The following is a 25,644-nucleotide window of genomic DNA, read 5'->3' on the forward strand; positions in this document are numbered from 1 at the left end:
TTTTCCGATAAATAAATAAGTGAAAAATTTTGAGTGGCTAGCGCTGAGATTGAGTCAGCCAATCAAAGCGCTCAGTCCCAAGAATAGGAAAAGCTTATGCTGAACAATGTAATGAATAATGCGCTCAGTGGTGTGAACGCTGCGCAAGGCGGGTTAAGTGTTATTTCTAACAACTTAGCGAACGCCGGCGTAGGTTACTATCACCGCCAAAGTGCTGTTTTCGGGGAGAATCCCGGTACGATGACACCTAATGGTTATTTTGGTAACGGCACCTATTTCAGCCATGTTCGCCGTGAGTTTGATGAATTTGTTAATGCGCAATATAGCCAATCCCGCGCGCGTAGCGGTGATTTCGAAGCGTATGTGAAAAACTGCAACAAAGTTGATGATTTGCTGACAAACGATGTCGAAGACTTGTCTGGTAGCATCGGAAGCTTCTTTACTGCACTGGATACAGCTAGCAGTGATGCGAGCGACAAAACGCTGCTTGATGTTTTCTTAGGTCAATCCAACGCGTTAGTTTCTCAATTCAAAGAAGCTGATAAGCAACTGCAAGAGATGGAACGTGATATCAACCGCCAAATTGAAAATAAGGTGAAAGATATCAACATCTACGCAGAAAAAATTGCGGGATTAAACCAACAAATCGCGCGCGTGCGCTCCGTCAGTGGTTCAGAGCCTAATGACCTGCTGGATGTGCGTGACCGCTTAGTGAATGAAGTTAACTCGCTAGTTGGCGTTAAAGTTATCGAGCAAAACGGTAACTACAACGTGACCTTTGCCAACGGTTTACCGTTAGTCACGGGCGAAAAAGCTAACCGCTTAGAAGCGGTGCCATCTTCAAAAGATGACAGCCGTTTTAGTATTGGTTTTGTGGGGGCGAATGACCAAGTTCGTGAAATCCCTGACGAAGCGTTCAAAGGCGGTGAATTGAGCGGTATTTTGCGTTCACGCCAAGAAGTGCTCGACCCTGCTTATCAAAAAATCAATAAATTAGCGTTAGTTTTCGCGACTAAATTTAATGAAATCCACCAAAAAGGCTTTGATTCTAATGGCGAAACTGGCAAAGACTTTTTCGCGATTGGTAAAGGCTCTGTGGTCAGCAACACCTACAATACTGGCAAAACTGACTTTGACCTGAGTTACAGCGATGTTTCTCAAGTGACGGGCAAAAACTATGAAATGCGTTTTGATGGCGGCAAATGGAATGTGACCCGTTTACCGGATGGCGTTGACGTCAAAGTTGATACTAGCACTCCAGGCTCACTGAAATTTGAAGGTATTGAACTCAAAATCACGACCAATTCTCCTGCACAAGGAGATACTTTCGTCGTTAAACCGATGAATGGCGTGATTAACAGTATGTCAACGCTAGTGACGGATTCTTCGCAGTTTGCAAAAGCAGGCAGCAAAGATGGTGGTCCAGGAGACAACGAAAACATCAAAGAGTTAGTTAAGCTGCAAGATCAAAAACTGATTGATGGTGGCTCGACGTTCTCTGATTTTTACGCAACATTAGTCAATGATGTGGGAAGCCGCACTAAGCAAGCGCAAATTGATTCTGAAACCCAGAATAAAATGACCGAAAGTTTCTATCGCCAAGAGCAAGAAATTTCAGGGGTCAACATGAATGAAGAGAGCATTCAGATGCAAAAAATTCAGCAATTCTTTAATGCTAATGCTCAGGTATTAAAGACGGTTGATGATTTATTCAATGCATTAATGCGTGCGTTCTAATTAATTAAAAATACTGGGTTTTAATCAGAATTTAATAAGGATTTAAGCGATGCGTTTAAGTACCAATATGATTTTCCATCAACGCTTGCAGGACATGAATAGCGCTCAATCTCGTTGGATGGAGGCAGGGAGCCAAATAGCTTCAGGAAACCGCGTAAATAAGCCTTCGGATGACCCACAAGCGTCATCCCAAGCCGTGCGTATTAACCAGTCTGAAAACCGTAACCAGCAGTATGTGACCAGCCGTGGTTTCGCGAAAACAGGTATGACGCTGCAAATGAGTATTCTGACTCAAATGACGGATGTCACGACGCAAATCGATACCACTATCATTCAAGCCTCTAACCAAGGTGCTCTGAGTGATAAAGACCGAAACTCACTGGCTGAGCAACTGACTGGTCTGAAAGATCAATTGGTTGCCCTGGGTAACACCACTGACGGTAATGGTCGCTATATTTTTGCAGGCTTTAAATCCGATAAGCCGCCATTTGAAATTGATGCTGACGGTGAGGTGCTGTACCACGGTGGCGATAAGCCAATCACTCAGAACGTCGCGAGTGAGCGTGAAATGACTACCTATTTCACAGGCGCACAAGTGTTTGAAACCGATGGTGCGGGTATGGTCAATGTGTTTAAAGCATTGAACGAAGGCATCAAAGCGCTGGGCATTCCACAAGAAAATGCACCGCAAGCGGATTTAGACAGAGCGCAAGCGGGTATAGACACGGCTAACCGTGGTATCAAAGCGGCATTGGATCAAATTTCCAATATCGAAGCGAAGCAGGGTTTACAGCTGCAAGAGATTGATAAACTTGATTTCTTAGCGGATACCCGTTCAATCCAGAATTCGGCACGTAAAAGTGAGTTGTTAGAGACTAACTGGACCGCAGCCACAACGGATTATTATAAAGAGAAGGCGATGTTCCAAGCTTCTCAAGATATTTTCAAAGATCTAAACAGCATGTCATTATTTGGCGGCCGTTAATTGATTTTTACCGCACCCTGTAGCAGTGGCATGTGTATCGGGTGCGGGTTTTCTTCTGAGATTATTTTCAATTTTCCCTTCTGATTTTTCTCGCCTAATTTTTTAGCGTTTTAATATTTATATTCCAATCTATATTTCCGCTTTTCTCGTTCGAAATAACAGAGTTTATTTTTCTGTTGTTGGCTTATAGTATTTTTCACGATAAATTTGACCTTTGTTTTTTGCTCTTTAATAAATTGCTGAGTAAACAATAGGTTATTTATTGACTGAAAATGGAAGGTATTTTTGTGTATTTTGCGCTAATCGGTTGTTGTGATTTGTTTTATCTCTGATAAGTTATAGTTCACTGCCGTACAGGCAGCTTAGAAAAGTAAGTTATATCCGCCGACAAGTTAAAGGGAGTTCACTGCCGTATAGGCAGCTTAGAAATTGATAACCTGTCGCGATAGGCACAATCCAACGTTCACTGCCACATAGGCAGCTTAGATGTATAAATATAAAAAACATGAATAGCGCATCCAGTTAATTACCCGATATAACTCTTTTTTATTTATCACCATAGAACGTACTTTATCCCTTAAGGAGGATATTCTTGATTTATCCCCTTTAGAGGATAATTCTCTTTTATCCCTTGTGGGGGATATTCTTGATTTATCCCCTTTAGGGGGTAATTTTCTTTTAGCCTTTATAGGGTATAAAAGAAATGATAATTGTCGGAGGTAAAATGAAAATAACAACTCCCCTTATGCTATCTACCACAATTCGTGAATATCGTAAGAAAAGCAAATTGACTCAAGCAGAAACTGCTGAACTAGTGGGAATTAAGCAGGCTACGGCCTCAGATTTTGAAAGCAAACCGGAGTCAACAAAACTTGGAACATTATTCAAAATTCTTGCTTCCTTAGAGTTGGAGCTTCGTGTAGTAGAGCGAGGTTCAACACTAGGTGAGGTTAAAGGCTGGGATAAGGAGTGGTGAGTGTCGAGAATTCAAACATTGTTGCTATGAATGGCGACTTGATAGAAATAGGGTAAAACGGACTGAAATTAATATTCACTCAGTAATTGATGATGAAGTAATTTAATAGTTATTAACAATATAGTTAATATATAGAAAATAAATGTTTTTTGATAAAAGATTAAATAGATTTTAATTTGTATTAAGCTATGAAATTCTGGCTTAATTCAGTTTTCAACATATTGTTAAATTTAGAAAACTCAGCAGCATTTTCTTCATAATGTTCAATGATAGTGCACATAATTTCTAATAGTGGATTGTCAGGAACATTTTCAATTAAGTGTTCTATTAATTTGGTTGTATGCTCGTAATTTCGGCGCGAGTAACGTGTACCAATAACAGGGTAAATTGAATGATTAACTAGGATGGTAATTTTATTTGGTATCATAGATATGTTTCCTAATCTAATGGTTGTGTTGGCAAGGTCTGATTTTCACCAGTGAAAATTCAGCAATATTTATTGGCTTTTTTAAACTAAAAAATTAGATTCATTTTTTTATATAAAAGCAGACTGTATTTTATATTATCTAGTTCTAATAAAAATCGATTTTATCGAAATAATTAATTGTTCTTTATTTCAATATTATTGGAGAAAGAAATGAAAACTCATGCAGAGTTACATAGTGAATGGATGAAAAAACCAGAATATCGTAGAGCTTACGAAATAGAAGAGCGAAGTAATACGTCGGTGGAGATAGTTATATTAGAGCTAGAAGACGAAAATGACTTTTTTGAAAGCTAGTAGGCTGAGTAAAATGAATGGCTAACATTACTTGGGTGACCTGCGGCTTAGAAGCCCGTAGGTCATATCAAACCCACAAATTAAACATCAACGACAGCTGCTCAAACGCTTGATGGATCAGGCGTTCTGTATAGCGTGGTAGGATAGAAATAATCAGCCCCAACATACTGATACCGATAGTTAATGTAAGGGGGAAACCTACCACAAACACCGATAACTGCGGCGTCATTCGGTTTAGAATACCGAGGGACAAGTTGAGAATTAAAAACAGCGTAATAAACGGCAGGGCGAGCATTAACCCATTGATAAAAATGGTATTCGCAAATTGCAAAAATACCCAAAAACCATCACGGTGAAGAGGGGCGGTTTGGATAGGGATCAGCTCAAATGAGTTTGTCAGAATATAAATCAGCCACAAATGCCCATCGAACGACAAAAACAGCAGCAGCGTGATTAAATTTAAAATTCGTCCAAGGATCGGCATATTGGGACCGCCGGTCGGGTCAAAGAACGTCGCGAATGACAGCCCCATCTGTAAACCAATCACTTCCCCCGCATGACGTACCGCGGCGAAAGCCATCTGCATGGTTAATCCCATGGCGGCACCAATCACGATTTGTTGTACACACACCCATAATCCCATCGCTGAAAATAGTGGAATGGTTGCGACAGGCAATTGTGGAGAAATGACTAAAACGGTAAAAAATGCGAGGGCGATACGTACCTTACTGATTGCCTGTTTTTCATTAAAAAACGGAGCGGTACCAAATAGGGCTAACAGGCGAACAAAAGGATAAAAACCTTGGCTTAACCATAGCGTGAGCGTTTCGCTGGTAATGGTTAACATGATCAGCCAATGATAAACGGTAAGTTACTAAACAATGTGCGGATATAGTCCGTAAGCAGGTTTAGCATCCAAGGTCCCGCGATGATTAATACCGCAATTACCGATAAAATCTTAGGAATAAACGACAATGTCATTTCGTTTACTTGGGTAGCCGCTTGTAGCAGGCTGATAATTAAACCCGCTGCTAGAGCAGCTAACAGCAAAGGCGCCGCCAGCATCAATGCGATTTTCATCGCTTCCGTTCCCATTGCCATTACAGATTCAGGTGTCATATGTGCTCCTAATTAAAAAAGCTTTGGGAAAGGGAACCGAGTAGTAACTGCCAGCCATCGACTAACACAAATAGCATTAGCTTAAACGGCAATGAAACCGTTGCAGGTGGCACCATCATCATCCCCAACGCCATCAATACGCTGGCAACCACTAAGTCGATAATCAAAAATGGGATAAAGATAGTAAAACCAATCTGGAATGCCGTTTTTAGCTCACTGGTAATAAACGCCGGAATTAAAATGCGCATTGGCACATCTTTGGCCTCTTGGATATCACCCACTTTGGCGATACGCGCAAACAGCGCTAAATCAGATTCCCGAGTTTGCCCAAGCATAAAGGTACGCAGTGGCGCAGTGCCTTTTTCTAATGCGGTTTCTAGGCTAATTTTATCTTCGCTAAAAGGTTGATATGCCTCGCGATAAACCTGATCGGCAACCGGGGACATCACAAAGAATGTGAGAAATAAAGCTAAGCCTAATAAGACTTGGTTCGGTGGTGCTGACGGTGTGCCTAGGGCGTTACGGAGTAACCCTAATACGATGATAATACGGGTAAAACTGGTCATCATCAGCAACATTGCAGGGATAAAACCCAGCAAGGTTAAAAACAGTAACGTTTGAACGGGCAACGACCAGGATTGACCACCATCGGCCAATGTATGGCTGATTACGGCAGGCAATGCCGCAGAGGCAGATTGTGGCAGAACAAGTAACAGAGCGCTGATAATGGCAGCAGGTTTTAAAGGTGACATGGGCGCTTCCGGTTACTGTTTTTCAGGTGCCACAGCGTTTGCAGCATCCTGTTTTTTCTTGAAAATCGACTGAAACGTTAACGGTTCAGAGGCAAAGTTCACAACATCATTTTCTAGTGGTGCAGGGTACTGGTGCAGCAAATTCACGGATTGTGATGTGACGCCCAGCACTAAATACTCGTTATTCACTTCCACCACGACAACGCGCTCTTTGCCACCGAGAGTACAACGGCCTTTCACATTAATCAGTTGTTGCTTAACAAGCGGATTACGTCCAAACCCAAATGTTTTAAACAGCCACGCACCCAGTAAGATCAGTAAAATGATCCCGCCAAGAGCGCCTGAAATCTGCGCTAAGCTATCATTTTGGTTGATAGCTTGTGCGGAGTGACCTTCGCCGCTGACAGTGCTGGTCAAAAAAGGCTTTTGAGTGTGCGCGGAATCAACCTGTGAAGGTGATGTCTGCAAGGATTCCTCGGTTTGCAAAGGTGCGGCTGTTTCGTCAGACATTTTTAACGGCTCAAGCGGCGCATACGTTCTGATGGTGTGATGATGTCAGTGATACGAATACCATAATTGTCTGACACCACGACCACTTCACCTTGGGCAATTAAATAGCCGTTGATCAGGATATCCAGTGGTTCACCAGCTAAGCCATCTAAAGAAACCACAGAACCTTGAGACAGGCTCAGCAATTTTTTAATCGTCATTTTAGTGCGACCCAGTTCCACTGATAGGCGAACCGGAATATCCATGATCATATCGACATCAGATAACTGATTTAATGGATTTTGCCCGTCGAAATTATCGAAATTTTGCATACCTGCGGAGGCGGATTCCGCTTGTTTTTGCTGTTCCAGCGCCTCAGCCCACAGATCCTCTTCATTGTGGTTGGTTGATGCATCAAGAGAATTCTTCGCCTCACTCATTGGTACTTTCCTCATCTAGAGTGTTTAAAACAGGATTAATCAAATGTTCCACACGCAGCGCATACTGGCCGTTTTGGGTACCGTATTGACTGGTTAATACTGGCACGCCATCAACATTGACGATAAGACGGTCAGGTTTCTCGATAGGGAGCACATCCCCTTTTTGCAATTGCAGTAAACGAGAAATACGCAGCGGGATCTCAACCAAATTGGCAATCAGTTCAAGTTCTGAACGTTTTACTTGCGTGACTAAATTGGTTACCCACGCTTCATTTTCTTGATGCCCTTGTTCCATTGGTGGGTTAATTAACCGCTCACGTAATGGCTCAATCATGGCAATAGGAATACAGATACTGAATTCACCGACGGTATTACCAATTTCCACTAAGAACGGGGTGGTAACCACGATATCGTTCGGGGAAGTGGTGATGTTGGTGAATTTAACTTGGATTTCAGAACGCACATATTCGACTTCCACGTCAGCAATTGGCTTCCACGCATCACGATAAGCGCCTAAAGCCAGCTTCAGCATACGGTTGATAATACGTTGCTCTGTATTGGTAAATTCTTTGCCTTCCGAACGAACAGGGAATCGACCATCTCCCCCAAACAGGTTATCCACGGCGATGTACACTAACGCAGGTTCGAAAGTGAATAGTGCGGTACCGCGAAGCGGTGGCATATGGATCAAGTTCAGGTTTGTTGGAACTGGCAAGTTACGCGCAAATTCATGATAAGGTTCGATTTTGATGGCGCCAACCGTGATATCCGGGCTCCGGCGCAACATGTTAAACAACCCCATACGAAACTGACGGGCAAAACGCTCATTAATAATTTCCAAGGACTGCATACGTTCACGAAATACCCGACGTTGGGTATTCGGGTCATAAGGGCGAACGTTGTCTTTACCTTGAAGATCCGTGGATGGCTGCTCGCTTGATGGCGCATCATCATTGAGTAGCGCATCAATTTCAGCCTGAGATAAAATATTATCGCTCATGGGTCTTATCGCAGAATAAAAGTAGTAAATAACACGTCTGAAATATCCTGATCGGTATCGCCTGGGATCAGGGTAGGGGTAAGTGTCCCCTTAATATCTTTCATTAATTGCAACTTACCTTCGTTAGTACCCATGTTTTTAGATTGCTGTTCTGACAGCAATAACAGTAGGCGGCTACGCACTTCTGGTAGGTATTCATGAAGTTGCTTACGCGACTTTTCATTCGCTAGACGTAAGGTGATGTGGATATAGAGCACGCGATCTGCCGCATTGTTTACCCCTGGCAGGTTAACGGTAAACGGTTCTAACTCCATAAAAATCGGTTGAGGCATATTTGGGCGTTTTTCTTCCCCATTCGCAGTCTCCTGCGCCTCTTGTTTTGTCGTCCACCAGCTGTAACCACCGAAACCTGCACCGGCTAAGGCGATGAGGGCAAACAGTAAAATTAACCCTTTGTTCGAACGTTTAGATTGATTGCGTGAAGACGACATGTTGCAAAATTCCTGTTGTAAATGCCAAACCCATACGGAGTTTTATACTTTATGATCTCTAGCATTATCCCTAGATTGGGAAGAGTTAAAGGAGTGAAAAACGAAACAAAAAGGCGGTAACTCGACGCTTTAGACCTGAAATTACCGCCATTAGATTATTTCTTAGGCAAAGGTATTAATTCCACCTTGATGTGTTGGCAATTTAACCCCACTCACGCTGGCATGAGATTCACTGATACCAACCGCGCCCATTGTTGGATGGGTTGGCTGAATTTGCCCATCATGTTGGCGAGATTGCTGTTCCGCGTTTGATTGACCGCTAAAATTATCTTGCCCCACAGAGCCTTGCGCTAAATGAATACCACTTTCCTGCAATGCACTGCGCAGGACTGGCATCATGCTTTCCATCGCAGCACGAACATGGCTATGTGGAGAAACAAAGTGCATCACGGCTTGATTATCTTCGATACGTAAATGCACATTTAGGGAACCTAACTCTTCAGGATGTAAGCGAATTTGCGCTTGAGAAACCCCTTGGCGAGAGAAAAACAGCATTTGTTGGCTAAGTTGTTGTTGCCAAGCTTCAGTACCAAATGGCGCAGCAAGGTTCATGGTTGGCGTTGGCATTGCAGGCGTTGCCGTTGGCATTGGTGTGGCAGATGGTGTCGCCATAATACCGGCTACATGCGTTACAGAAGGTGTCGCTGTATTGTTAAATGCGCTGCTTTCAGTTTGAACACTAAAAGCCCCTTTAGCACTGTTTTGCAGATTCTGGGTATTTTCAGCCGTTGCACTGGCGATTTGTGACAATGATTCTGTGCCTGGCGTTTTTTTACCAAGCGACATCGCATCTTGATTCAGATCTTTCGTTGGGATTGTGCGTGGATTATCCAGTGCAAATAACGCTTGATCGCGACGCTCACCGACCTCTTTTTTGCTCATTAAAGCGAGTGTCGGTTCATCGGCTTCCCCGGCGAGCTGCAATTGTGCTCCAGCCAAGGTTTTATCATCAAATGGCGTCACGTTACGCGCCACATCTGTCAGTTGTTGCAGTGTTTGAGTGAACGGAGTTGCAGAGGGTTTCTCCGCACTGGTTTGCGGGTTAGCGGCCGCTTGAATACGCTCATCCATAGCTTGTTTTAATTGGCTAATTAAGGCGTGTTCCTCGCCTTGTTTACCCGTTAATAGCTCCGCTTGCAGTGGTGATTGTGCATTGAGGTCACGGCGGAAATTCAGCTGTGCTAAGGTATTTTCAGCTTGTTGTTTTTGAGTTAACTGATTTTCTGTGGTCGCGATTTTGTCCGTTGCTAATGGCGCGTCAGTGGATTTTTCTGAGGCGGCAGTGGCTGCATCAGATTGTTTTTGCTCACTGATCTGTTGATTCAAAGGCGTTTCGTTAGCAGTGCCATTAAGCGTTGGGGCGCTATCACCATTTTTTTCTGGTAATTGCTGGTTTTCAAGAACTGCCTGAAAGGGTACGGCAGGTGCTTGATTTTCATCAATCTGCTTGTCTCGCGGCTGTTCTTTTGCTGCATTAGCGGCAGGGGCAACCGGTAACAGGTTTGCATTGACGTCCATTTATTGGGTTCTCCGTAAAGTCGCGCGTTGAGCAAATTCATCCATCTGTTTCTGCTCTAAGCGATTTTGACGTTGGCTTTGAGTGTGTTCTGCACGCTGGATCAAGGTATCGAACGCATTGACGCGTTGCTGTTTTTCTTGCCAATGACGATTGGCGTCACTGACACGTTGTTCCCAGAGCGTTAACTGTTGCTGTTGCTGCTCAATAGTTAGCTCCAAGGTCACAAGAAATTGCTGATAGTTTTGCCATTTGTCCGAGTCCATGCCCGTGTGCAACGTTTGGTTTAATTTCTGCCGATATTCCGACTGATAGTTTTCCAACATGTGCAATTGCTCCGCCATTTGCGTGTGCGTTTGGCGGACTTGTGCAAGGACTTTAGCCGCTTCCTCTGAGGCATCTTCTGCTAAGCTCAGTAAGGTTGCTAATGCATGACTATTGGACATCGCATTCCTCGTTATTCATTGGGAACAACATGAGCCAGTTGTTCACAAGCGGTTTGATAATCACAACGTTCATCAATATCTTGCTGTAAAAACTTCGACATTCTTGGGTAATACTGAATTGCGGTATCGAGCATTGGGTCGCTACCCATGGCATAAGCGCCGACGTTAATCAGGTCACGGTTGCGTTGATAGCTGGATGTGAGCTGTTTAAAGCGCTGGATCTTACGATAATGTTCTTTGGCGATAAGCTCCGTCATTGCACGGCTAATGGACGCTTCAATATCAATGGCAGGGTAGTGCCCAGATTCTGCCAATGAGCGCGACAGAACAATGTGTCCATCTAAAATAGCGCGAGCGGAGTCGGCAATCGGGTCTTGTTGGTCATCCCCTTCGGTCAATACGGTATAAAAGGCGGTAATCGAACCGCCGTTTTTACCATTACCAGCACGCTCAACCAATGCAGGTAATTTTGCAAACACGGACGGTGGATAGCCTTTGGTTGCCGGAGGTTCACCGACAGCAAGCGCAATTTCACGCTGTGCCATGCTGTAGCGTGTGAGTGAATCCATGATAAGCAATACGCTTTTACCTTGATCACGGAAATATTCTGCGATGCGGGTAGCGTAAGATGCCCCTTGCATTCTCAGTAACGGTGAAACATCAGCAGGCGCGGCGACGACAACGGCACGGCGTAACCCTTCAGCACCTAAGATATTTTCAATAAAGTCTTTAACTTCGCGCCCACGCTCACCGATCAACCCAACGACAATAATGTCCGCTTGAGTGAAACGCGCCATCATGCCGAGTAAGACGCTTTTACCGACGCCAGAGCCTGCAAACAGCCCCATACGTTGACCGCGACCGACAGTTAACAGTGAGTTAATCGCTCGTACGCCCACATCTAAAATATCGTGGATTGGTGTACGCTCTAGCGGGTTGATGGATGGCGTGATTAGCGGCGCACGTTGTTTGGTTTCCAGTGGTCCTTTGCCATCTAATGGAGTGCCTTGAGCATCTAATACGCGCCCAAGTAATTCATTGCCGAGTGGCAGTAGGCGACTCGTTTGTCCGTCTTCTCCCGAAGTTTGCGCATACACGCGCGCACCCGGGGAAATACCTTCGAGGTCGGAGAGCGGCATCAACAACATGCGAGGACCGTTAAAGCCAACCACTTCGCAGACAACTTCGTCAGTGCCACCATTAATAATGCGTTCGATATAGCAGGTGGCGCCTAAAGGCATCTTAATGCCTTCGGCTTCCATCACGAGACCTGTAATTTTGGTCAAACGTCCATAGCGGCGTACCATCGGAATGCCTTTCATGCGTGACTCTAAGTCATCAAGAGACGCTATCCAACGGCCGAGTCTCGCAGTCATGACAAGCTCTCCGGTGCATACAGACGGCATAATTCTTGCCAGCGAGTGGCTACGGTCATATCAATTTCACCATCTTCAGCGACCACGCGACAGCCACCCATATGCAGGCTTGGGTCGGCGACTAAGCGCCAGCCATTCAAGTCTAACAATGAGCCTAAGTGTTGTTCGATAAGCGCCACATGATTCGGGTTCACATGCAGTTCAGGCTGGCTTGCAAATATCGGTTTTTGTTGCATTAAATGGCTAATTTCTTCTAACAGCGCGGTGCCATCGCATACCGTAGATTGTCCCAACACTTGCTTCGCGGCAGTTAGCGCGATTTGCAGTAATTTGGTGGTAACGACGGTATCAAAAGTATCCAGCGAATAGTGAAATTCTGATAATAGTTTTTGCCACGTTTCAATTACCGGTTGTTGAAGGGCGAGGGCTTGCTCGCTCCCTTGCTGCTCACCAGAACGTAAGCCTTCCGTAAAACCAGCTTGATAACCCTCTTTTTGACCTTTTTCAAAGCCTTGTTGAAAGCCCGTTTTCTGGGCATCCTCTTTGATGTTATCCAGCAAGTTGATCTGCTCGAGCACTTCTTTTGGCTCTAAGCAGGGGACTTTCGGCGTGTTTGGCTCAGGAACGTCATTCAACGGCGGAATAGCCGATGAATTCAGATCCCATTGATTAAGTTCCCGTAACTGCCAAGGCTGCCACTGCTGATTATTTTTGGATGTATTAGACATACACGTCGTCTCCACCACCAATCGCGATTTCGCCTTTCTCCATTAAGCGGCGAACAATCATCAGAATAGCCTTCTGCTCGGTTTCCACTTGTGACATACGAACTGGCGCTCGAGATTCCAGATCGTCGCGAACAATCTCGGCTGCACGCGCGGCCATATTGTTGAGGAAGTGGTCGCGCAGTGCTTGGTTGCTGCCTTTGAGGGCAATAACCAGCGAGTCGGTAGACACGTCTTGCAGAATGCGTTGAATGCTGCGGTTGTCCACTTCGATAAGGTTTTCGAACAGGAACATTTCGTCGATAATGCGCTGAGCCAGCTCACCATCGTAATCACGCATGGCATCGATAACGCTTTCTTCTTGCTGATTTTTCATCAGGTTGATAATTTCTGCCGCGGTTCTTATGCCACCCATTTTGCTGCGTTTGAGGTTCTGGCCGTCTAGCAGGTTGTTCAGTACTTCGGTCAGCTCGGCTAATGCGGCTGGCTGAACCCCACCAAATGTCGCGATACGTAGCATAATATCGTTACGCTGACGCTCTTCGAACAGTTCTAAAACATCGGCCGCTAAGTTGCGTTTTAAGTGAACCAAGATTGTGGCGATGATTTGTGGATGCTCGTCGCGAATAATATCGGCAACCGTTTGTGGCTCCATATAGTTGAGGCTTTCGATACCCGAGGTGGTCTCTTGTTTCTCAAAAATATCTTCCAACAGGCTGGCAGCACGTTCTTCCCCAAGGGCTTTGACCAACACCGAACGCAGATAGTCGTTGGTGTTGATATTTAAGGCGGCAAACTGAATTGCCGACTCTTCAAACTCGGTGAGTACTTCCGCCAGTTCGTTGTTGGAGATTTGGCGCATGTTGGACACCGCCATACTCAACTGCTGAACTTCTTTGGGATTTAGGTGCTTAAACACTTCAGCCGCCTGATCTTCGCCGAGTGTCATCAACATCACGGCGCTTTTTTCTGTTCCAGTTAAATTCATTGGGATTTTCCTAACCACTGACGGATAACCATTGCCACGACTTGTGGGTCTTTCTCTGCCATTTCACGAATACGCTGGCTTTGAATTTCAGCGCTAACACGTTGGCGAGTAAGACGGCGACGGGTTTTCTCGTCCATATCTTCACTAATTTCTTCTTCCACCACGAATGGCGCTTTAACTTGAGATGCATTGGCAATGGACATTTCAGCATCAATTTGCGCTTGTTGGGTTTTGCGATATTTCACCCACTGAGGTTTGATACCAAAGCGCCACATAAACCACGCAATCAACGCAATCAGCAAGATTTTGCCGTAATCTAAAGCTTGACCAATCACCTGTGGGTTATTCAATAACGATGGCTCTTCAACCACTGGCGTATCGTCAGTAAATAAGGAGTTAGTGATATTGATGGAGTCGCCACGCTGCGCAGAATAGCCCATCGCTTCACGGGTTAATGCATCAATTTGCTGTAACATTTCCGGTGGGAGCGGCTTCATTTCTGGACCTTTCTCACCTTCTTGGGATTGGTAATTGACGATCACCGCAACAGACAGTCGGTCAACGACACCAATTTGGCGCTGTGTGTGACTGATTTTGCGATCCACTTCGTAGTTTGTGGTTTCATCACGCTGAGTATTGAGAGTGCCATTACGGGTATTCCCTGCGGTTTTTCCATCGGTGCTTTCTTTATTAGCATCAATCGGTGCGCTTGGTGCACTAACAGGTTGATTGGATAAGGCACCCGGTACGCCACTTGGACCGCCATTACTGTTTTGTAGGCTTTCGCTATTCTGGCGAGAACGTACCGCAGCGGCATCAGGAGTTTGATTTGGCTTGTACTCTTCAGAAGTCTGCTCAACTTTTGAAAAATCCATTTGCGCGGTGACTTGCGCGTGAATATTGGCACGACCGACTAATGGCGACAGAATATCTTCAATGCGCTCTTTAAGATGAGCCTCCATCTCTTTGGTCATTTTGATTTGTGCGCTATTGGCAGATTGTTGGCTGTTGTCGTTGTTGGTCAGCAGGCGACCCGTTTGATCGACAATGATCACGTTGGCGGCAGTTAAGCCGGTCACGCTGCTGGAAACCATGTGAACGATAGCGCTAATTTGCCCTTCATCCAACATTCTGCCTGGCAATAAACCGACAGTGACCGAGGCGGTTGGCAGTTTTTGTTCACGGACAAATAAGGTTGGTTTAGGGATAGCCAAATGGACTCGGGCGCTTTGAACTGGGCTGAGGGATTCAATGGTACGAGACAGCTCGCCTTCAAGGGCGCGCTGATAGTTGATTTGCTCACTAAATTGGCTGATACCAAATTGTTCTTTATCAAGCAGTTCAAAACCGGTATTGCCACCTTTCGGTAGACCTGATTGCGCCAGTTTCAAACGTAATTCATGGACTTTATCAGCAGGCACAAGAATAGCGCTGCCGTTATCCGCGATTTGATAAGGGACGTTCATCTGGGTCAATTGACCGACAATATCGCCACCATCTTTTGCACTCAGATTACTCAGTAGCACACGGTAGTCAGGGCTACGAAACCAGAGGAGCAGGGCGACAATAATAGATATCGCAGCAGCACCGGCAATAATTAATGGTATTTTAGGGTCGGCTTTGATGCTTTCGATCAGTGAGGCAAAACCTTTTTTGGCCTCCCCCGTATCTTTAGATGCGGTACTCATAAATATTCCCTGCTATGCAAACTAAACGGATGAATATACGTTTGGTGAAACAATCTTATTTCCCTCTTCGTAACCTCATTTTTTTACGCTGCTATTATTTATTGTCTTGATGCAATCTAATGACGGAATCAGCCTATAATTTTGGTGTTATTTATCGGCTTCAAGTAAAAAACGGTGTGGTAGGGTAGGCAAACTAAAATTCGTGACGGCAATTTTTTGCTCAACTTATCGACTAACCGAAGAGAACAAAATGACGATTCAAGCGATTGAAGGGGTGGTTTCCCAATTAAATGTGGTGGCAGCTCAAGCGGCACATAATACCAAACCCGTTGTAGAGCCGGTGGGTTTTGCCGATCATTTAGTGGCATCCGTGAACCAAATCAATGAAACCCGCGTACAATCTGCACAGAAGGTGCAAGATTTTACCCTCGGTAAGCCGGATGTTTCATTAAATGATGTGATGGTCGATATGCAAAAAGCCAGCTTGAGCCTACAAATGGGCATTCAGGTGCGTAATAAGCTGGTAGCAGCGTATCAAGAGATTATGTCAATGCCAGTGTGATTATCATTCATTAATATTTATGTATTGATACGAAACGCAGGCAATGCCTGCGTTTTTTATTTGTTTTTAAATTGCGAAGTAAGCATCAATAAATAAGTTAATCTATTATTATTTCCTTTTGTCATTTTTAATATAACTATTTCTTACTCATGTAGGGTGAATGGGTAATACACTAAACTAGTGTTTATTTTATGAGCTCAATAATAATGGGTATATTATGAATGATAATAATATTAGTGAAAATCACGGGCGAGATAATATTGCCAATAAAAAGGAGTACGAAAGTGTTATTAAAAAAGGTGCGTTCTTTATATTAAATAGTAGCGGTGAAACTATTAATTCTATTGTTGTTAGTTATTATTCAGGATTGAAAGGTAATAAAGCGATACAACGAATTGATAAGCTAGAGCATTTGGAAATGGCTGAGTCTGGATGTGAATTTACATACACGGTAATGGCATGGAGTCATACGGATTATTGGGATGTTGATTTCAAAATATCAACAGGAAAAACTATCTCTTATAGAAAACAAGCCTGTAATATACGATATTGGGATAATGGCATTGTGATTATTAATATAGTAAAAGATTTTAGGTTGTTTATAAAGTTCTCAAATTCAGGTGGTTGCCATAATTAATTTTTTAATAAAAATTGGAGGCAAATGGATAACGTAATAGAAAAATCACTTGCAACTAACCATACTGGTTATTTCTATGTGATGAACTGCTCTTTGCAGGAGCTAAAATCTGTTAGTGTCACGCACTCTACAGATTACCCTCATAGTATGCTTAATATTACTGCTGATTACAGTAACCTAAAAAATATGAGCACAACTAAATTAGGACATTCATTTCCATATGAGACCGGTTTTTTATCTCATTTTGATTACTGGACTGTTGAAATAGAAACAGCATCTGGGTACAAATATAAAACTAATGACTATTTTCTTTGTAATTTAAATTTCGACGATGATGGTTTTGTGTATATGGCTATTCTTCCCGATTTATCAGTCCATACTATTTTTTCTTATTCATCAGGATGTGTAAATCATTTAAAAAATAACTTTACAAAATAGGATTTATATCATGAAGAAAAAAATAATTTTATTAGTCTGTGTGTTGTATTCAAGTTTTTCAATGGCAAATCAGAATATTATAAATAAGGCATTTGCAGATAATTGTAATGCCTACCTCAACAAAGAAAAAAGAATTTCCACTATCACATTAGGTGAGCAAGATGTATTTAATAAAAGGGCTTTTTTTACAATAACTCTACGTGATGGAGATGCGGATACAAAGGAAATATCTATATTGGAATCGGTTGGGAACGAGTATGGTAGAGCAATGTTCCAGCTTATGAATACTGCATATTTATCAAATTCAAATATTAAAATAACTAGCTGTTCATCAAATAAAATCAGTGCAGCATCAATATCCTACAAATAAAATGTAAATTGTTTTGATAGTAAGAGGGTAATTATTACCCTCATTTTTATAAGTCGCTTAGATATTTCTGATTAAAAATAGGTTTACGTTATACATCAGGAAGTTCTATCCAGTTTTTTGACTAGCCAGAGACCACTTTGCTTCATGGCGTAGCCAAATAAAACGCCGACAATAAGTGACGGGATAGTCAATTGCCAATTTCCTTGTGCTGCAAAGGTTGCACAGGCACCAATAAAGGTTCCTGGAATATAGGCAAGCCACGATTTTTGGGCTTGAAAACACATGACAAAAGCGATAAATGTGGTCACAAAGTAGCCTGTAAAATTAGGTAGGTCATGGGTGAGTTTATCGCTATGAATAATAACTAATCCCCAAACAACACCACTTAGTGCTGTTAATGCTGTCACTAGCAAACCCTTCACACCATCTTTCGGATAGGCAAAATAAGCGGTACATCCTAAAAATCCCGCCCAACTGATCAAGCCAAATACATCAGCAACCCATGCCCATAGCCCAGAAAGAATAGCAGTCGTTAATGACAAAGAAAAAAGTAGTTTCACAATGATGACTTTATAAATAAGAATTTGGGAAAGCAGAGCATTGTATAGAGGGATTTTAATTGTTGCAATTAAATGATGGATAATCAGCACAGAGAAAAGACATGATGGTTAAGTTAAAAGTGCTAACGGTGAATTAAATTTAATTTTGGAAAATTGAATAGGGATATTGATAATTAATCGTTAAATAAAAATTAGCATCAATTTACATTGATGCTAATAAATATGGCGAGAAGAATAAAGATAGTTATTGGTTAAAGATTACCAACCGTAAGCAATACCTGCACCGAGAACGGCTCTATCCGAGTTATTCCAGGAAATAGAGCTACGCAAGTTTAAGTTTTGCTTAACTTGATATTGAGCACCAGCTGCGATGGCGTTACCATTTTTAAAATTACCTAAGCCTAATCCGGCGCTAAAACGTGTGTTGGTGGTGTAAGGAATATTGGTCATTGCAGCAACTGAAGCAATACCGGCATTTGCATCACGAGCTGTTTGGTGGATTTTACTTTCCATTTGGTCAACTCGGGTATTTATTTGATTGAGCTGCTGTGTTTGAAGTTTTTCTTGTTTGTCGAGTTTATCAAAACGGTCGATATTAAGCATTTGTTGATTACGTAAAATTAAATCAGCATGAGCTTTACTATTTTTTTCTGCATCTTCAATTAATTGGCTTGTAATTAGATCACTTTCTTTAATGTCTTTATCGAGTTTTTCTATAGCAATATTCAGTTGTTTGGTATCTGTTTCATGTTTTTTGTTTGTGTCATCAATTAATAAAGTTGTAATAGCTTCACTTCTAAAAACTTCATCATCAACATATTTTTTATTCTTTATTTCACGATCATCAAAGTTTTTTTCTAAATCAGATAAAGAGCTTTGTAATTTCTTAATGGATTTTCCTTTTTCATCTATGTTTTTTTCTTGATTATTATTTTCTTGATTTAAATCATTAATAGACATGTTTAATAAATTAATTGCATAATTATTATCTTCGATTTTATTCTCTAAATGGATAAGATTTGCTTTTGAGGAACTTGATAGAGGACGAGAGCGAGTTGATGAGGGTGATGGTAAATCGGCCGGAGTACTATGAGTCAATAAAGATTCATTTTTAATTAATGGTGATGATGCTTCAAGAACATACTCAAAAAAATCAATAGTAGGTTTCATTGTAAAAGCTATCTCGGTATACCTATCAATTTTAGCATTGGTTTTTCTATCATTTTCAACCTCGAAGGTATTTCTATTATCTTCATAAACATGCGCTGGATAATCATAAGGCTTATTAATTTCATTTTTTAAATTATTAATGTTATCACTAGAAAATGACTGAGATGATAAGGATGCTAAAATAGTAACACTGAAGGCACTAAGTAATGATTTTTTCTTCATAACGAAATATCCATATAACGTAAAAGGAATAAATATCGAAACTTATATAAGTCGATGTTTATGATCGGAAGGGAATAATAAGAGATATATTTTGGTGGGTAAAATCCGTTTTTTAATTTAATTAATTCGGGAAAATCGTGTTGGGTTAAGATTAGTACAATAGAATTGATGGTGGGAATAAAGTATAATTTCGGAGTGCTTTAAAGTAATTTAAAAATTAATTTTTACCACGCTAATAACTGAGAAATAGGGGAATATTAAATACATTCCCCAATCATGGTATAAGCTATTTCTTCACTTTATGGACGATATCAAAATATTTGGTTTTATCATCCTGTGATGGGTAAATTCGGTAAGTATATTCTTCCGGTGTCACGGTCACGTTTTCAACCACACGAGTAAACAGGACTTCACCCTTGTCATCTTTTGCGGTTAATGAACGGGTTTTACCATCTTCGCTGAATGACCAATCACCCTGCATTTTTGGCGCACCCTCAAGGGTTAGCATCTTAAACGTGCCATCAGGGAAATACTCTGCAAGTCCAAAGAAGTTCGCCACTTGTTTATCTGTTGCTGGCACTTCTTTTTTATCTTGATCGACAGCTTGAGTAGTTACCCAGACTTTATCAATCATAATCTCTTCATAGGCATTGGCTTTTTTTGCGCTAACAGCTTGTTTTGCAACAGGCGCTGTTGAGTTAGCTTGAGCCGTAAAAGCAGCAGTTGTGGACATCACAATCAGGGCGGCAATAATCGGTTTTAATTTCATAAGAACTCCATTTATTAAGATTAGAAATGTGAGTAACAAAATCGAACAGGTCTTCATCATTAATTAAACAGCGGGCAAAGCAAAGGTAAGAATTATGATTAAGTATTAAAAACGTAAGCTTATGTTGGGTTATGTATTCAAAGAAAAGAGGTTCCAGCAAACAAAACTCAGCTTATCCCATGTGATTTTTCTGTTAAAAACAGTATTAAATAGAAAGTCGAAATAAAATTATAGCTAAGCTATCTAATCAGTGTTAATTCAGATTTATATTTTGGTCGGTTTACCATGAAAAATTTACAAATACTTGTTTATACGGATTGTCTGATCTCAATCAAATACGTTGGATTTTGCCTGTAGAAAGGGGTTATACGGAGAATTTTCTGGTGATTTCAGATGTATTTTGTCTTAGATCATGTTATTTTTCTGTGAAATTTTCATCTCCAAGCCACTTTGCCATTTTTTGCATCTTTTGTGGGTAAAAAAAGGGCGATACTTTAACTTATAGGTTTAAGTAAAAATACATGGGCTTGAGTAAAAGTAATTGAATCAACAGGATTTTAGCTATGGCAGTAAGAGAAATTATTGAAATTCCAGATGAAAGATTGCGTATTCAGTGCAGTCCCGTTACGGATTTCGCATCAGTACAAACATTGGTAGATGATTTAATTGAAACCATGTACAGCACTGACAACGGCATCGGGTTGGCGGCAACGCAAATCGCCGAAACCAAAGCCATTATGGTGATTGATATTTCGGAAGAACGTAATCAGCCAATGGTATTTATCAACCCACAAATTATTGAGAGCGAAGGGGAGACGAGCTATCAAGAGGGTTGTTTATCCGTACCAGATGTTTACGCTGATGTGCCACGCTTTTTGCGTGTGAAGGTGAAGGCGTTTGACCGTGACGGCAAGGAGTTTGTTGTCGACAGTGACGAGTTTTTAGCGATTGTCATGCAACATGAAATTGACCATTTAAACGGTAAAGTGTTTATTGACCACTTATCCACGTTAAAGCGCAATATGTTGTTGAAAAAGCTCAAAAAGCAGCAAAGATTAAAACAGCAGTAAGTTCCCACCTATTTTACGGCTTCCCGAGACCCAACAAGTGTGATTCGGGGAGCTGCTATTGCGTGCTTTGTGCCAATTGGGTTGTCCTATTAAGTTAAGCGTCAGGTTAACTGCCTGACACTTTACCGTTTACTCGAGAGGTTTAATAACCCTTGGAGCATCGGGTTGATCAAATTGGCCGTAGCTATTATTTAATACCTTTTGTTGGTCGAGCTGTTTGATTTCTTTACTTAAAAAATTCAAATGATTTTGTAAGTGTTCTTTTGTCACTCGTTCGTTTTCAATGATCTGGTGTAGTAACTGCACAAAGTCGTCAGTAATAGGTTGTTCCTGCTCATATTCTTGAGTCAGAGCCGTTAAATTCTCAACGGCAAGGACATATTCAGTTTCTCGGGAGATTAATGACTCCCATTCCCCTGATTGTGCGAGCGAAACTAAGTTTTCACTTAATATTAAGACATTACGATATATTTCAAGTAAATAGAGAGGATTTTTATTGTCCACCTGGTTATCTTTCATCCACATTTGCACCGATTTGTTGCCATGCAGAGGCGATATCGGAGAGTAATTGGTAAACTTCTTGGACATAAGTCACGTTGTTTTCTATGTTGGCGCGGAGCAATTGCCGCGTCATGTATTCATACAAACTTGCTAAATTTTCAGCAAGTTCGCCACCAGCCTCGTAATTTAGCGATTGTTTTAATCCCGTGTCAATGATGTCGATTGCTTTTGAGATTTCTTTACCCTTTTCAGCAATGTTTCCCTGCTCCATAAAAATTTCCCCCCGTTTAAGGGCACTTAAGGCCCCTTTAAACAGGATTTGGATCAGTTGATACGGGGTCGCATTGGCGATTTCACTCTCCAAACTGACCTGCTGATAGGCTTGATTAGCTTTACGTTGATACATGCGGTTAACCTAAAAGTCTGCCTAATGAATTAGTCGTACTATTTAATGAACTCATCATCTTATCGAGGTTTTGGAATTGACGACGATAGATATCCATGGTGTTTTCAATTTGTTTATTGGTTTGCTCGATACGTTTATCGATACTTTTCTTTTTCTTCTGTACACCATCTGTGGCGTTATGCAGCGTACCTTCTTTGCTATCTAAGGTTTCTTTTAAGAAGTTAAAGTTCTCAGTGGCAAATCCAGTTTTTTCACCGTCACCAGCAAAGAATGTTTTTACGCTTGATGGGTTCTCTTTTAGAGCGGCATCGAGTTTTTTATTGTCGATTTCTAACGTACCGTCCAGTTTTTGCTTAATCCCCATTTTATTCAGCAGGTTTAATTCGCCGCTATCTTGTGAGGTACGTACTTGGGTACGTAAGGTGCTTTGAATTGCACGTAAGGTGGAATCGCCAATTAATGGTCCATTGGTTTTATCCGGTGCAGTACCTTTTTCGGTTGGGGTATATTTAGTCAGTTCTCTGGCTAAGGTTTGGAACTCATTATAGGCATCCACCCATACTTTGATTTTAGCTTTAGCTGGTTCAATATCTTCAGAGATAATTAAATGGTCGGATTTACCATCTTCACTCTCTTTCTTTAAAGACAGAGTTAAACCAGGAAATAAGTCTTTGGCTTCGTTGGTTTGTGACTCAAGGTCAAAGCCGTCGATATTTAAGAGAGCATTTTGCGGTGGAACTTTTTGTTCCATACCACTACTGGCTTCATCCACAATCGTGACTTTACCATCGACCAAGGTTGACTCAACATTCAGCACTTTTGCTAATTTATCATCGCCGTCAACACTGATGCTCATACGGCTATCAGTACCTGCTTTTTTCGCGGTGACAACGAGATGGTATTGGTTATCTTTATCTTTAATAACGGAAGCAGAAACGCCTTTATCCGATTTGTTGATAGCATCGGCAATTTCAATTAATGAGGTACTTTCATTATCGAGTTTGATAACAATCTTATCTTTTGCTTCTTTTTGCGAAGGTTGGGTAATCGTAATAGTTCGTTCTTTTGCATCACTACCCAGTAATTCTTTATTATCACTGTGTCCTTTGGTCGCAATAGTTTGCGCTTTAGCCAGTTGGGTGACTTTAATATCATGTACACCAGCAACCGCTTTACCATCGGTTTTCACATCAAAAGATTTATATTCACCACTCACTTTGGTGGTGCTGATATCTTCGTATTTTTTGAGATCTTCCGCCGCTTTTTTCAGTTTTTCTAATGAAGATTGCATTTTACCAAATGCACTGATTTGCGCATCATAGCTGGCTTTTTGCTGTGTTAATGGATCGAGGCGGCGCTTTTCCATTGCCTCTAATTGGTCCATTTGCACATTTAAGTCTAAGTTAGCCCCGATACCAAGTGTGGATATGCCTGCCATAAATCTCTCCTGAATATAAACCCTGAAAATAAATTCGTATTTAGTCCTTTATCGGCGAATTGGGGAAAAATATTAGACTATTCTGCGAAATAATAATGGAAGGAGTTAAACCGTAAAAAGCAGGTAATTAGGCTTATTGAATAAAAATGATAAGGATACTAACCATAATCGAAGAGTTTAATAAAAAATTTAGGGTGAAAAAAGCTGATTCCAGCGCGCTTTTGCCAATAGACGTGAAAAATTTTTATAAAAATGGCTAAAGGGGTTTTGGGCGCCGCCGATAATGTACTTGCTGACAAAATTTCTTAACAGAATACTCGTCATACTTCACGCTGTATCGGTGTTGGCTGCACTCAGTCACCCTAGTCACATACTTCAGTATGCTCCTAGGGATACCTTCGCTGGCCGCCTAGATACAGCCTTAATTATTTAGAGTATTAACACTGTAATATATTGAATAATAAAGGACATACATTATGGCACAGGTCATTAACACTAACATTCTGTCTCTGACTACTCAGAACAACTTAAACCGTTCACAAGGCGTACTGGGTACTGCGATTGAGCGTTTATCTTCTGGTTCACGTATCAACAGCGCAAAAGATGACGCTGCGGGTCAAGCAATCGCTAACCGTTTCACTGCAAACGTTAAAGGTTTAACTCAAGCAGCACGTAACGCAAACGACGGTATCTCTATCGCACAAACCGCTGAAGGCGCAGTTAACGAAATCAACGATAACTTACAACGTGTTCGTGAACTGACTGCTCAAGCACAAAACGGCACTAACTCTAAGAGCGACATCGAGTCTATCAATAAAGAAGTTAAAGCTCGTATGGAAGAAATTGACCGTATCTCTGAACAAACTCAATTTAACGGTGTAAAAGTATTAACTCAAGACACTAAAATGAGCATTCAAGTCGGTACTAACGATAATGAAACTATCTCTATCGGCCTGAAAAAAATTGACAGCAGCACTTTAGGTTTAACAGGCTTTGATGCAGCAAGCAAAGGCGATATGGGTAAAGAAATTTCTTTATCTGACTTTGATGCAATGAAAGGGGCTGTGGGTAAAGAAGTTGGCGCTGGTAATACAGATACAGCTTTAAAAGCAATGACTTTTACAGCAGCAGATGGTACGACTAATGTTAAATTTGATGAAGCTAAAGTCTATCAGAAACTTGATGCTAAAGGTGAACCTGACGGTAACAAAGTATATGTAGTTGGTAAAAGTGCAGATGGTAAAGAACATACAGTAGAAACTGAATTTGCGATTACTGATGGTGCTTCTGCTGCTGATGCATCAACAATTAAGTTTACTGATGGCAAAACTGCAATGGCAGAAAAAGATTTAGCTGCAATGAAACCATTAGACACTTTAGACAAAGCATTGGCTCAAGTTGATAGCTTCCGTTCAGACTTAGGTGCTATCCAAAACCGTATGCAGTCTACTATCAACAACCTGAATAACTCTGTTAACAACCTGAGCGCAGCACGTAGCCGTATCCAAGATGCTGACTTCGCTACAGAAGTTTCTAACATGAGCCGTGGTCAGATTCTGCAACAAGCAGGTACTGCTGTGTTAGCGCAAGCTAACCAGGTTCCACAAGGTGTTCTGAGCCTGTTACGTTAATTTAGACTTTTATAGTTTATTAAAGACCAGCTTTGCTGGTCTTTTTTTTGCCCGTTATACTTCGCGCCGCAGCGTTGTTGGCTGCACTAAATTACCCTAGTCACATACTTCAGTATGCTCCTAGGGATAATTCAGCTTGCCGCCTAGCTGCAACACGAATTATTTAGGGCGCGCTTTGACATTGTTAAGGTCAAAACAAAGGTCAAAGGCAAGGGCAAGGTCAAAAGAAAAAGCAAAAATAGACTCAAAAAATATTGGGCTTCATCAAATTTATTTAGGATAAAAAGAATAACGGCTGATT

Annotated in this window: 29 protein-coding genes; 10 read left to right on the top strand and 19 right to left on the bottom strand. The window is 41.7% G+C overall.

Annotation, left to right across the window (positions count from 1 at the left end; all coding sequences use genetic code 11):
- Positions 1–96: 96 nt before the first annotated feature.
- The 4 genes from flgK to HFU86_RS20085 all read left to right on the top strand — a co-directional run bounded on the left by flgK (position 97) and on the right by HFU86_RS20085 (position 4,479).
- On the top strand, positions 97–1,737 hold the full coding sequence (gene flgK, locus HFU86_RS07055) for a flagellar hook-associated protein FlgK (protein ID WP_132494655.1): 1,641 nt from the start codon (positions 97–99) through the stop codon (positions 1,735–1,737).
- A 49-nt stretch (positions 1,738–1,786) separates the two neighbouring features.
- Positions 1,787–2,722 carry a flagellar hook-associated protein FlgL gene (gene flgL, locus HFU86_RS07060; protein WP_187128974.1) on the top strand — a complete coding sequence of 312 codons (936 nt, stop codon included), beginning with the start codon at positions 1,787–1,789 and terminating at the stop codon, positions 2,720–2,722.
- 724 nt (positions 2,723–3,446) lie between these two features.
- Positions 3,447–3,698 (top strand): helix-turn-helix domain-containing protein, encoded by a 252-nt coding sequence (locus HFU86_RS07065; RefSeq protein WP_187128975.1) that lies wholly within the window; start codon positions 3,447–3,449, stop codon positions 3,696–3,698.
- A 637-nt stretch (positions 3,699–4,335) separates the two neighbouring features.
- A complete protein-coding gene (locus HFU86_RS20085) occupies positions 4,336–4,479 on the top strand; it encodes a hypothetical protein (RefSeq protein ID WP_187128976.1) in 144 nt (47 codons plus the stop codon).
- 67 nt (positions 4,480–4,546) lie between these two features.
- On the opposite strand, the gene fliR is transcribed toward HFU86_RS20085, so the two are convergent.
- The 13 genes from fliR to fliF all read right to left on the bottom strand — a co-directional run bounded on the left by fliR (position 4,547) and on the right by fliF (position 15,569).
- Positions 4,547–5,326 (bottom strand): flagellar biosynthetic protein FliR, encoded by a 780-nt coding sequence (fliR, locus tag HFU86_RS07075; protein WP_036951417.1) that lies wholly within the window; start codon positions 5,324–5,326, stop codon positions 4,547–4,549.
- 2 nt (positions 5,327–5,328) lie between these two features.
- A complete protein-coding gene (gene fliQ, locus HFU86_RS07080) occupies positions 5,329–5,598 on the bottom strand; it encodes a flagellar biosynthesis protein FliQ (RefSeq protein WP_036951410.1) in 270 nt (89 codons plus the stop codon).
- An 8-nt stretch (positions 5,599–5,606) separates the two neighbouring features.
- Positions 5,607–6,350, bottom strand: coding sequence for a flagellar type III secretion system pore protein FliP (gene fliP, locus HFU86_RS07085; RefSeq protein ID WP_132494659.1), 744 nt, complete (start codon positions 6,348–6,350; stop codon positions 5,607–5,609).
- A gap of 12 nt (positions 6,351–6,362) precedes the next feature.
- Complete coding sequence (gene fliO / locus HFU86_RS07090; RefSeq protein WP_132494661.1) at positions 6,363–6,860, bottom strand: flagellar biosynthetic protein FliO; 498 nt, start codon at positions 6,858–6,860, stop codon at positions 6,363–6,365.
- Between the two features lie 2 nt (positions 6,861–6,862).
- The gene (fliN, locus tag HFU86_RS07095) at positions 6,863–7,279 is read right to left on the bottom strand and encodes a flagellar motor switch protein FliN (RefSeq protein WP_036951399.1); all 417 of its coding nucleotides are present in this window, start codon (positions 7,277–7,279) and stop codon (positions 6,863–6,865) included.
- Positions 7,272–8,279 carry a flagellar motor switch protein FliM gene (fliM, locus tag HFU86_RS07100; protein ID WP_036951396.1) on the bottom strand — a complete coding sequence of 336 codons (1,008 nt, stop codon included), beginning with the start codon at positions 8,277–8,279 and terminating at the stop codon, positions 7,272–7,274. The genes fliN and fliM overlap by 8 nt, the downstream gene beginning before the upstream one ends.
- Positions 8,280–8,284: 5 nt before the next feature.
- Positions 8,285–8,770 (bottom strand): flagellar basal body-associated protein FliL, encoded by a 486-nt coding sequence (gene fliL, locus HFU86_RS07105; protein ID WP_036951392.1) that lies wholly within the window; start codon positions 8,768–8,770, stop codon positions 8,285–8,287.
- A 162-nt stretch (positions 8,771–8,932) separates the two neighbouring features.
- Positions 8,933–10,348, bottom strand: a complete 1,416-nt coding sequence (locus tag HFU86_RS07110; RefSeq protein WP_187128977.1) for a flagellar hook-length control protein FliK — start codon at positions 10,346–10,348, stop codon at positions 8,933–8,935.
- Positions 10,349–10,792 (bottom strand): flagellar export protein FliJ, encoded by a 444-nt coding sequence (fliJ, locus tag HFU86_RS07115; protein WP_036951388.1) that lies wholly within the window; start codon positions 10,790–10,792, stop codon positions 10,349–10,351. It lies immediately after the preceding gene.
- Positions 10,793–10,803: 11 nt separating this feature from the next.
- Complete coding sequence (fliI, locus tag HFU86_RS07120) at positions 10,804–12,168, bottom strand: flagellar protein export ATPase FliI (RefSeq protein WP_036951385.1); 1,365 nt, start codon at positions 12,166–12,168, stop codon at positions 10,804–10,806.
- Complete coding sequence (gene fliH / locus HFU86_RS07125; RefSeq protein WP_036951383.1) at positions 12,165–12,896, bottom strand: flagellar assembly protein FliH; 732 nt, start codon at positions 12,894–12,896, stop codon at positions 12,165–12,167. The genes fliI and fliH overlap by 4 nt, the downstream gene beginning before the upstream one ends.
- Positions 12,889–13,881 carry a flagellar motor switch protein FliG gene (gene fliG, locus HFU86_RS07130; RefSeq protein ID WP_006657530.1) on the bottom strand — a complete coding sequence of 331 codons (993 nt, stop codon included), beginning with the start codon at positions 13,879–13,881 and terminating at the stop codon, positions 12,889–12,891. The genes fliH and fliG overlap by 8 nt, the downstream gene beginning before the upstream one ends.
- Positions 13,878–15,569 (bottom strand): flagellar basal-body MS-ring/collar protein FliF, encoded by a 1,692-nt coding sequence (gene fliF / locus HFU86_RS07135; protein WP_132494667.1) that lies wholly within the window; start codon positions 15,567–15,569, stop codon positions 13,878–13,880. Before fliF ends, fliG begins: the two co-directional genes overlap by 4 nt.
- A gap of 250 nt (positions 15,570–15,819) precedes the next feature.
- Between fliF and fliE the strand changes: the two genes are divergently transcribed.
- The 4 genes from fliE (at position 15,820) to HFU86_RS07155 (ending at position 17,576) form a co-directional block, all read left to right on the top strand.
- Positions 15,820–16,131: a flagellar hook-basal body complex protein FliE gene (fliE, locus tag HFU86_RS07140; protein WP_187128978.1), complete on the top strand. Its 312-nt coding sequence runs from the start codon at positions 15,820–15,822 to the stop codon at positions 16,129–16,131.
- 217 nt (positions 16,132–16,348) lie between these two features.
- Positions 16,349–16,768 (top strand): hypothetical protein, encoded by a 420-nt coding sequence (locus HFU86_RS07145; protein ID WP_222717605.1) that lies wholly within the window; start codon positions 16,349–16,351, stop codon positions 16,766–16,768.
- 24 nt (positions 16,769–16,792) lie between these two features.
- Positions 16,793–17,206: a hypothetical protein gene (locus HFU86_RS07150; protein ID WP_036951373.1), complete on the top strand. Its 414-nt coding sequence runs from the start codon at positions 16,793–16,795 to the stop codon at positions 17,204–17,206.
- Positions 17,207–17,216: 10 nt separating this feature from the next.
- Positions 17,217–17,576: a hypothetical protein gene (locus HFU86_RS07155; protein ID WP_108479072.1), complete on the top strand. Its 360-nt coding sequence runs from the start codon at positions 17,217–17,219 to the stop codon at positions 17,574–17,576.
- 95 nt (positions 17,577–17,671) lie between these two features.
- On the opposite strand, the gene HFU86_RS07160 is transcribed toward HFU86_RS07155, so the two are convergent.
- From HFU86_RS07160 to HFU86_RS07170, 3 genes are all read right to left on the bottom strand, one after another.
- Positions 17,672–18,136 (bottom strand): DUF1097 domain-containing protein, encoded by a 465-nt coding sequence (locus HFU86_RS07160; RefSeq protein ID WP_108479108.1) that lies wholly within the window; start codon positions 18,134–18,136, stop codon positions 17,672–17,674.
- A gap of 258 nt (positions 18,137–18,394) precedes the next feature.
- Positions 18,395–19,528, bottom strand: a complete 1,134-nt coding sequence (locus HFU86_RS07165; protein WP_187128979.1) for a YadA-like family protein — start codon at positions 19,526–19,528, stop codon at positions 18,395–18,397.
- A gap of 286 nt (positions 19,529–19,814) precedes the next feature.
- On the bottom strand, positions 19,815–20,297 hold the full coding sequence (locus HFU86_RS07170) for a DUF4822 domain-containing protein (protein ID WP_154604148.1): 483 nt from the start codon (positions 20,295–20,297) through the stop codon (positions 19,815–19,817).
- A gap of 563 nt (positions 20,298–20,860) precedes the next feature.
- On the opposite strand from HFU86_RS07170, the gene def reads away from it, so the two are divergent.
- Positions 20,861–21,367, top strand: a complete 507-nt coding sequence (def, locus tag HFU86_RS07175; RefSeq protein WP_036951367.1) for a peptide deformylase — start codon at positions 20,861–20,863, stop codon at positions 21,365–21,367.
- A 129-nt stretch (positions 21,368–21,496) separates the two neighbouring features.
- Here the strand turns inward: def and fliT are convergent, their stop codons facing one another.
- From fliT to fliD, 3 genes are read right to left on the bottom strand one after another with little or no spacing between them, the layout of a single operon-like run.
- Positions 21,497–21,886 (bottom strand): flagellar protein FliT, encoded by a 390-nt coding sequence (gene fliT, locus HFU86_RS07180; RefSeq protein WP_036951364.1) that lies wholly within the window; start codon positions 21,884–21,886, stop codon positions 21,497–21,499.
- The gene (gene fliS, locus HFU86_RS07185) at positions 21,876–22,274 is read right to left on the bottom strand and encodes a flagellar export chaperone FliS (protein ID WP_006657543.1); all 399 of its coding nucleotides are present in this window, start codon (positions 22,272–22,274) and stop codon (positions 21,876–21,878) included. Before fliS ends, fliT begins: the two co-directional genes overlap by 11 nt.
- A gap of 4 nt (positions 22,275–22,278) precedes the next feature.
- Positions 22,279–23,712 (bottom strand): flagellar filament capping protein FliD, encoded by a 1,434-nt coding sequence (fliD, locus tag HFU86_RS07190; protein WP_132494679.1) that lies wholly within the window; start codon positions 23,710–23,712, stop codon positions 22,279–22,281.
- 476 nt (positions 23,713–24,188) lie between these two features.
- On the opposite strand from fliD, the gene HFU86_RS07195 reads away from it, so the two are divergent.
- A complete protein-coding gene (locus tag HFU86_RS07195) occupies positions 24,189–25,343 on the top strand; it encodes a FliC/FljB family flagellin (protein ID WP_187128980.1) in 1,155 nt (384 codons plus the stop codon).
- Positions 25,344–25,644: the final 301 nt, after the last annotated feature.

It is taken from the genome of Providencia sp. JUb39, assembly GCF_012272845.1.
Taxonomy (GTDB): Bacteria; Pseudomonadota; Gammaproteobacteria; order Enterobacterales; family Enterobacteriaceae; genus Providencia; species Providencia lanzhouensis.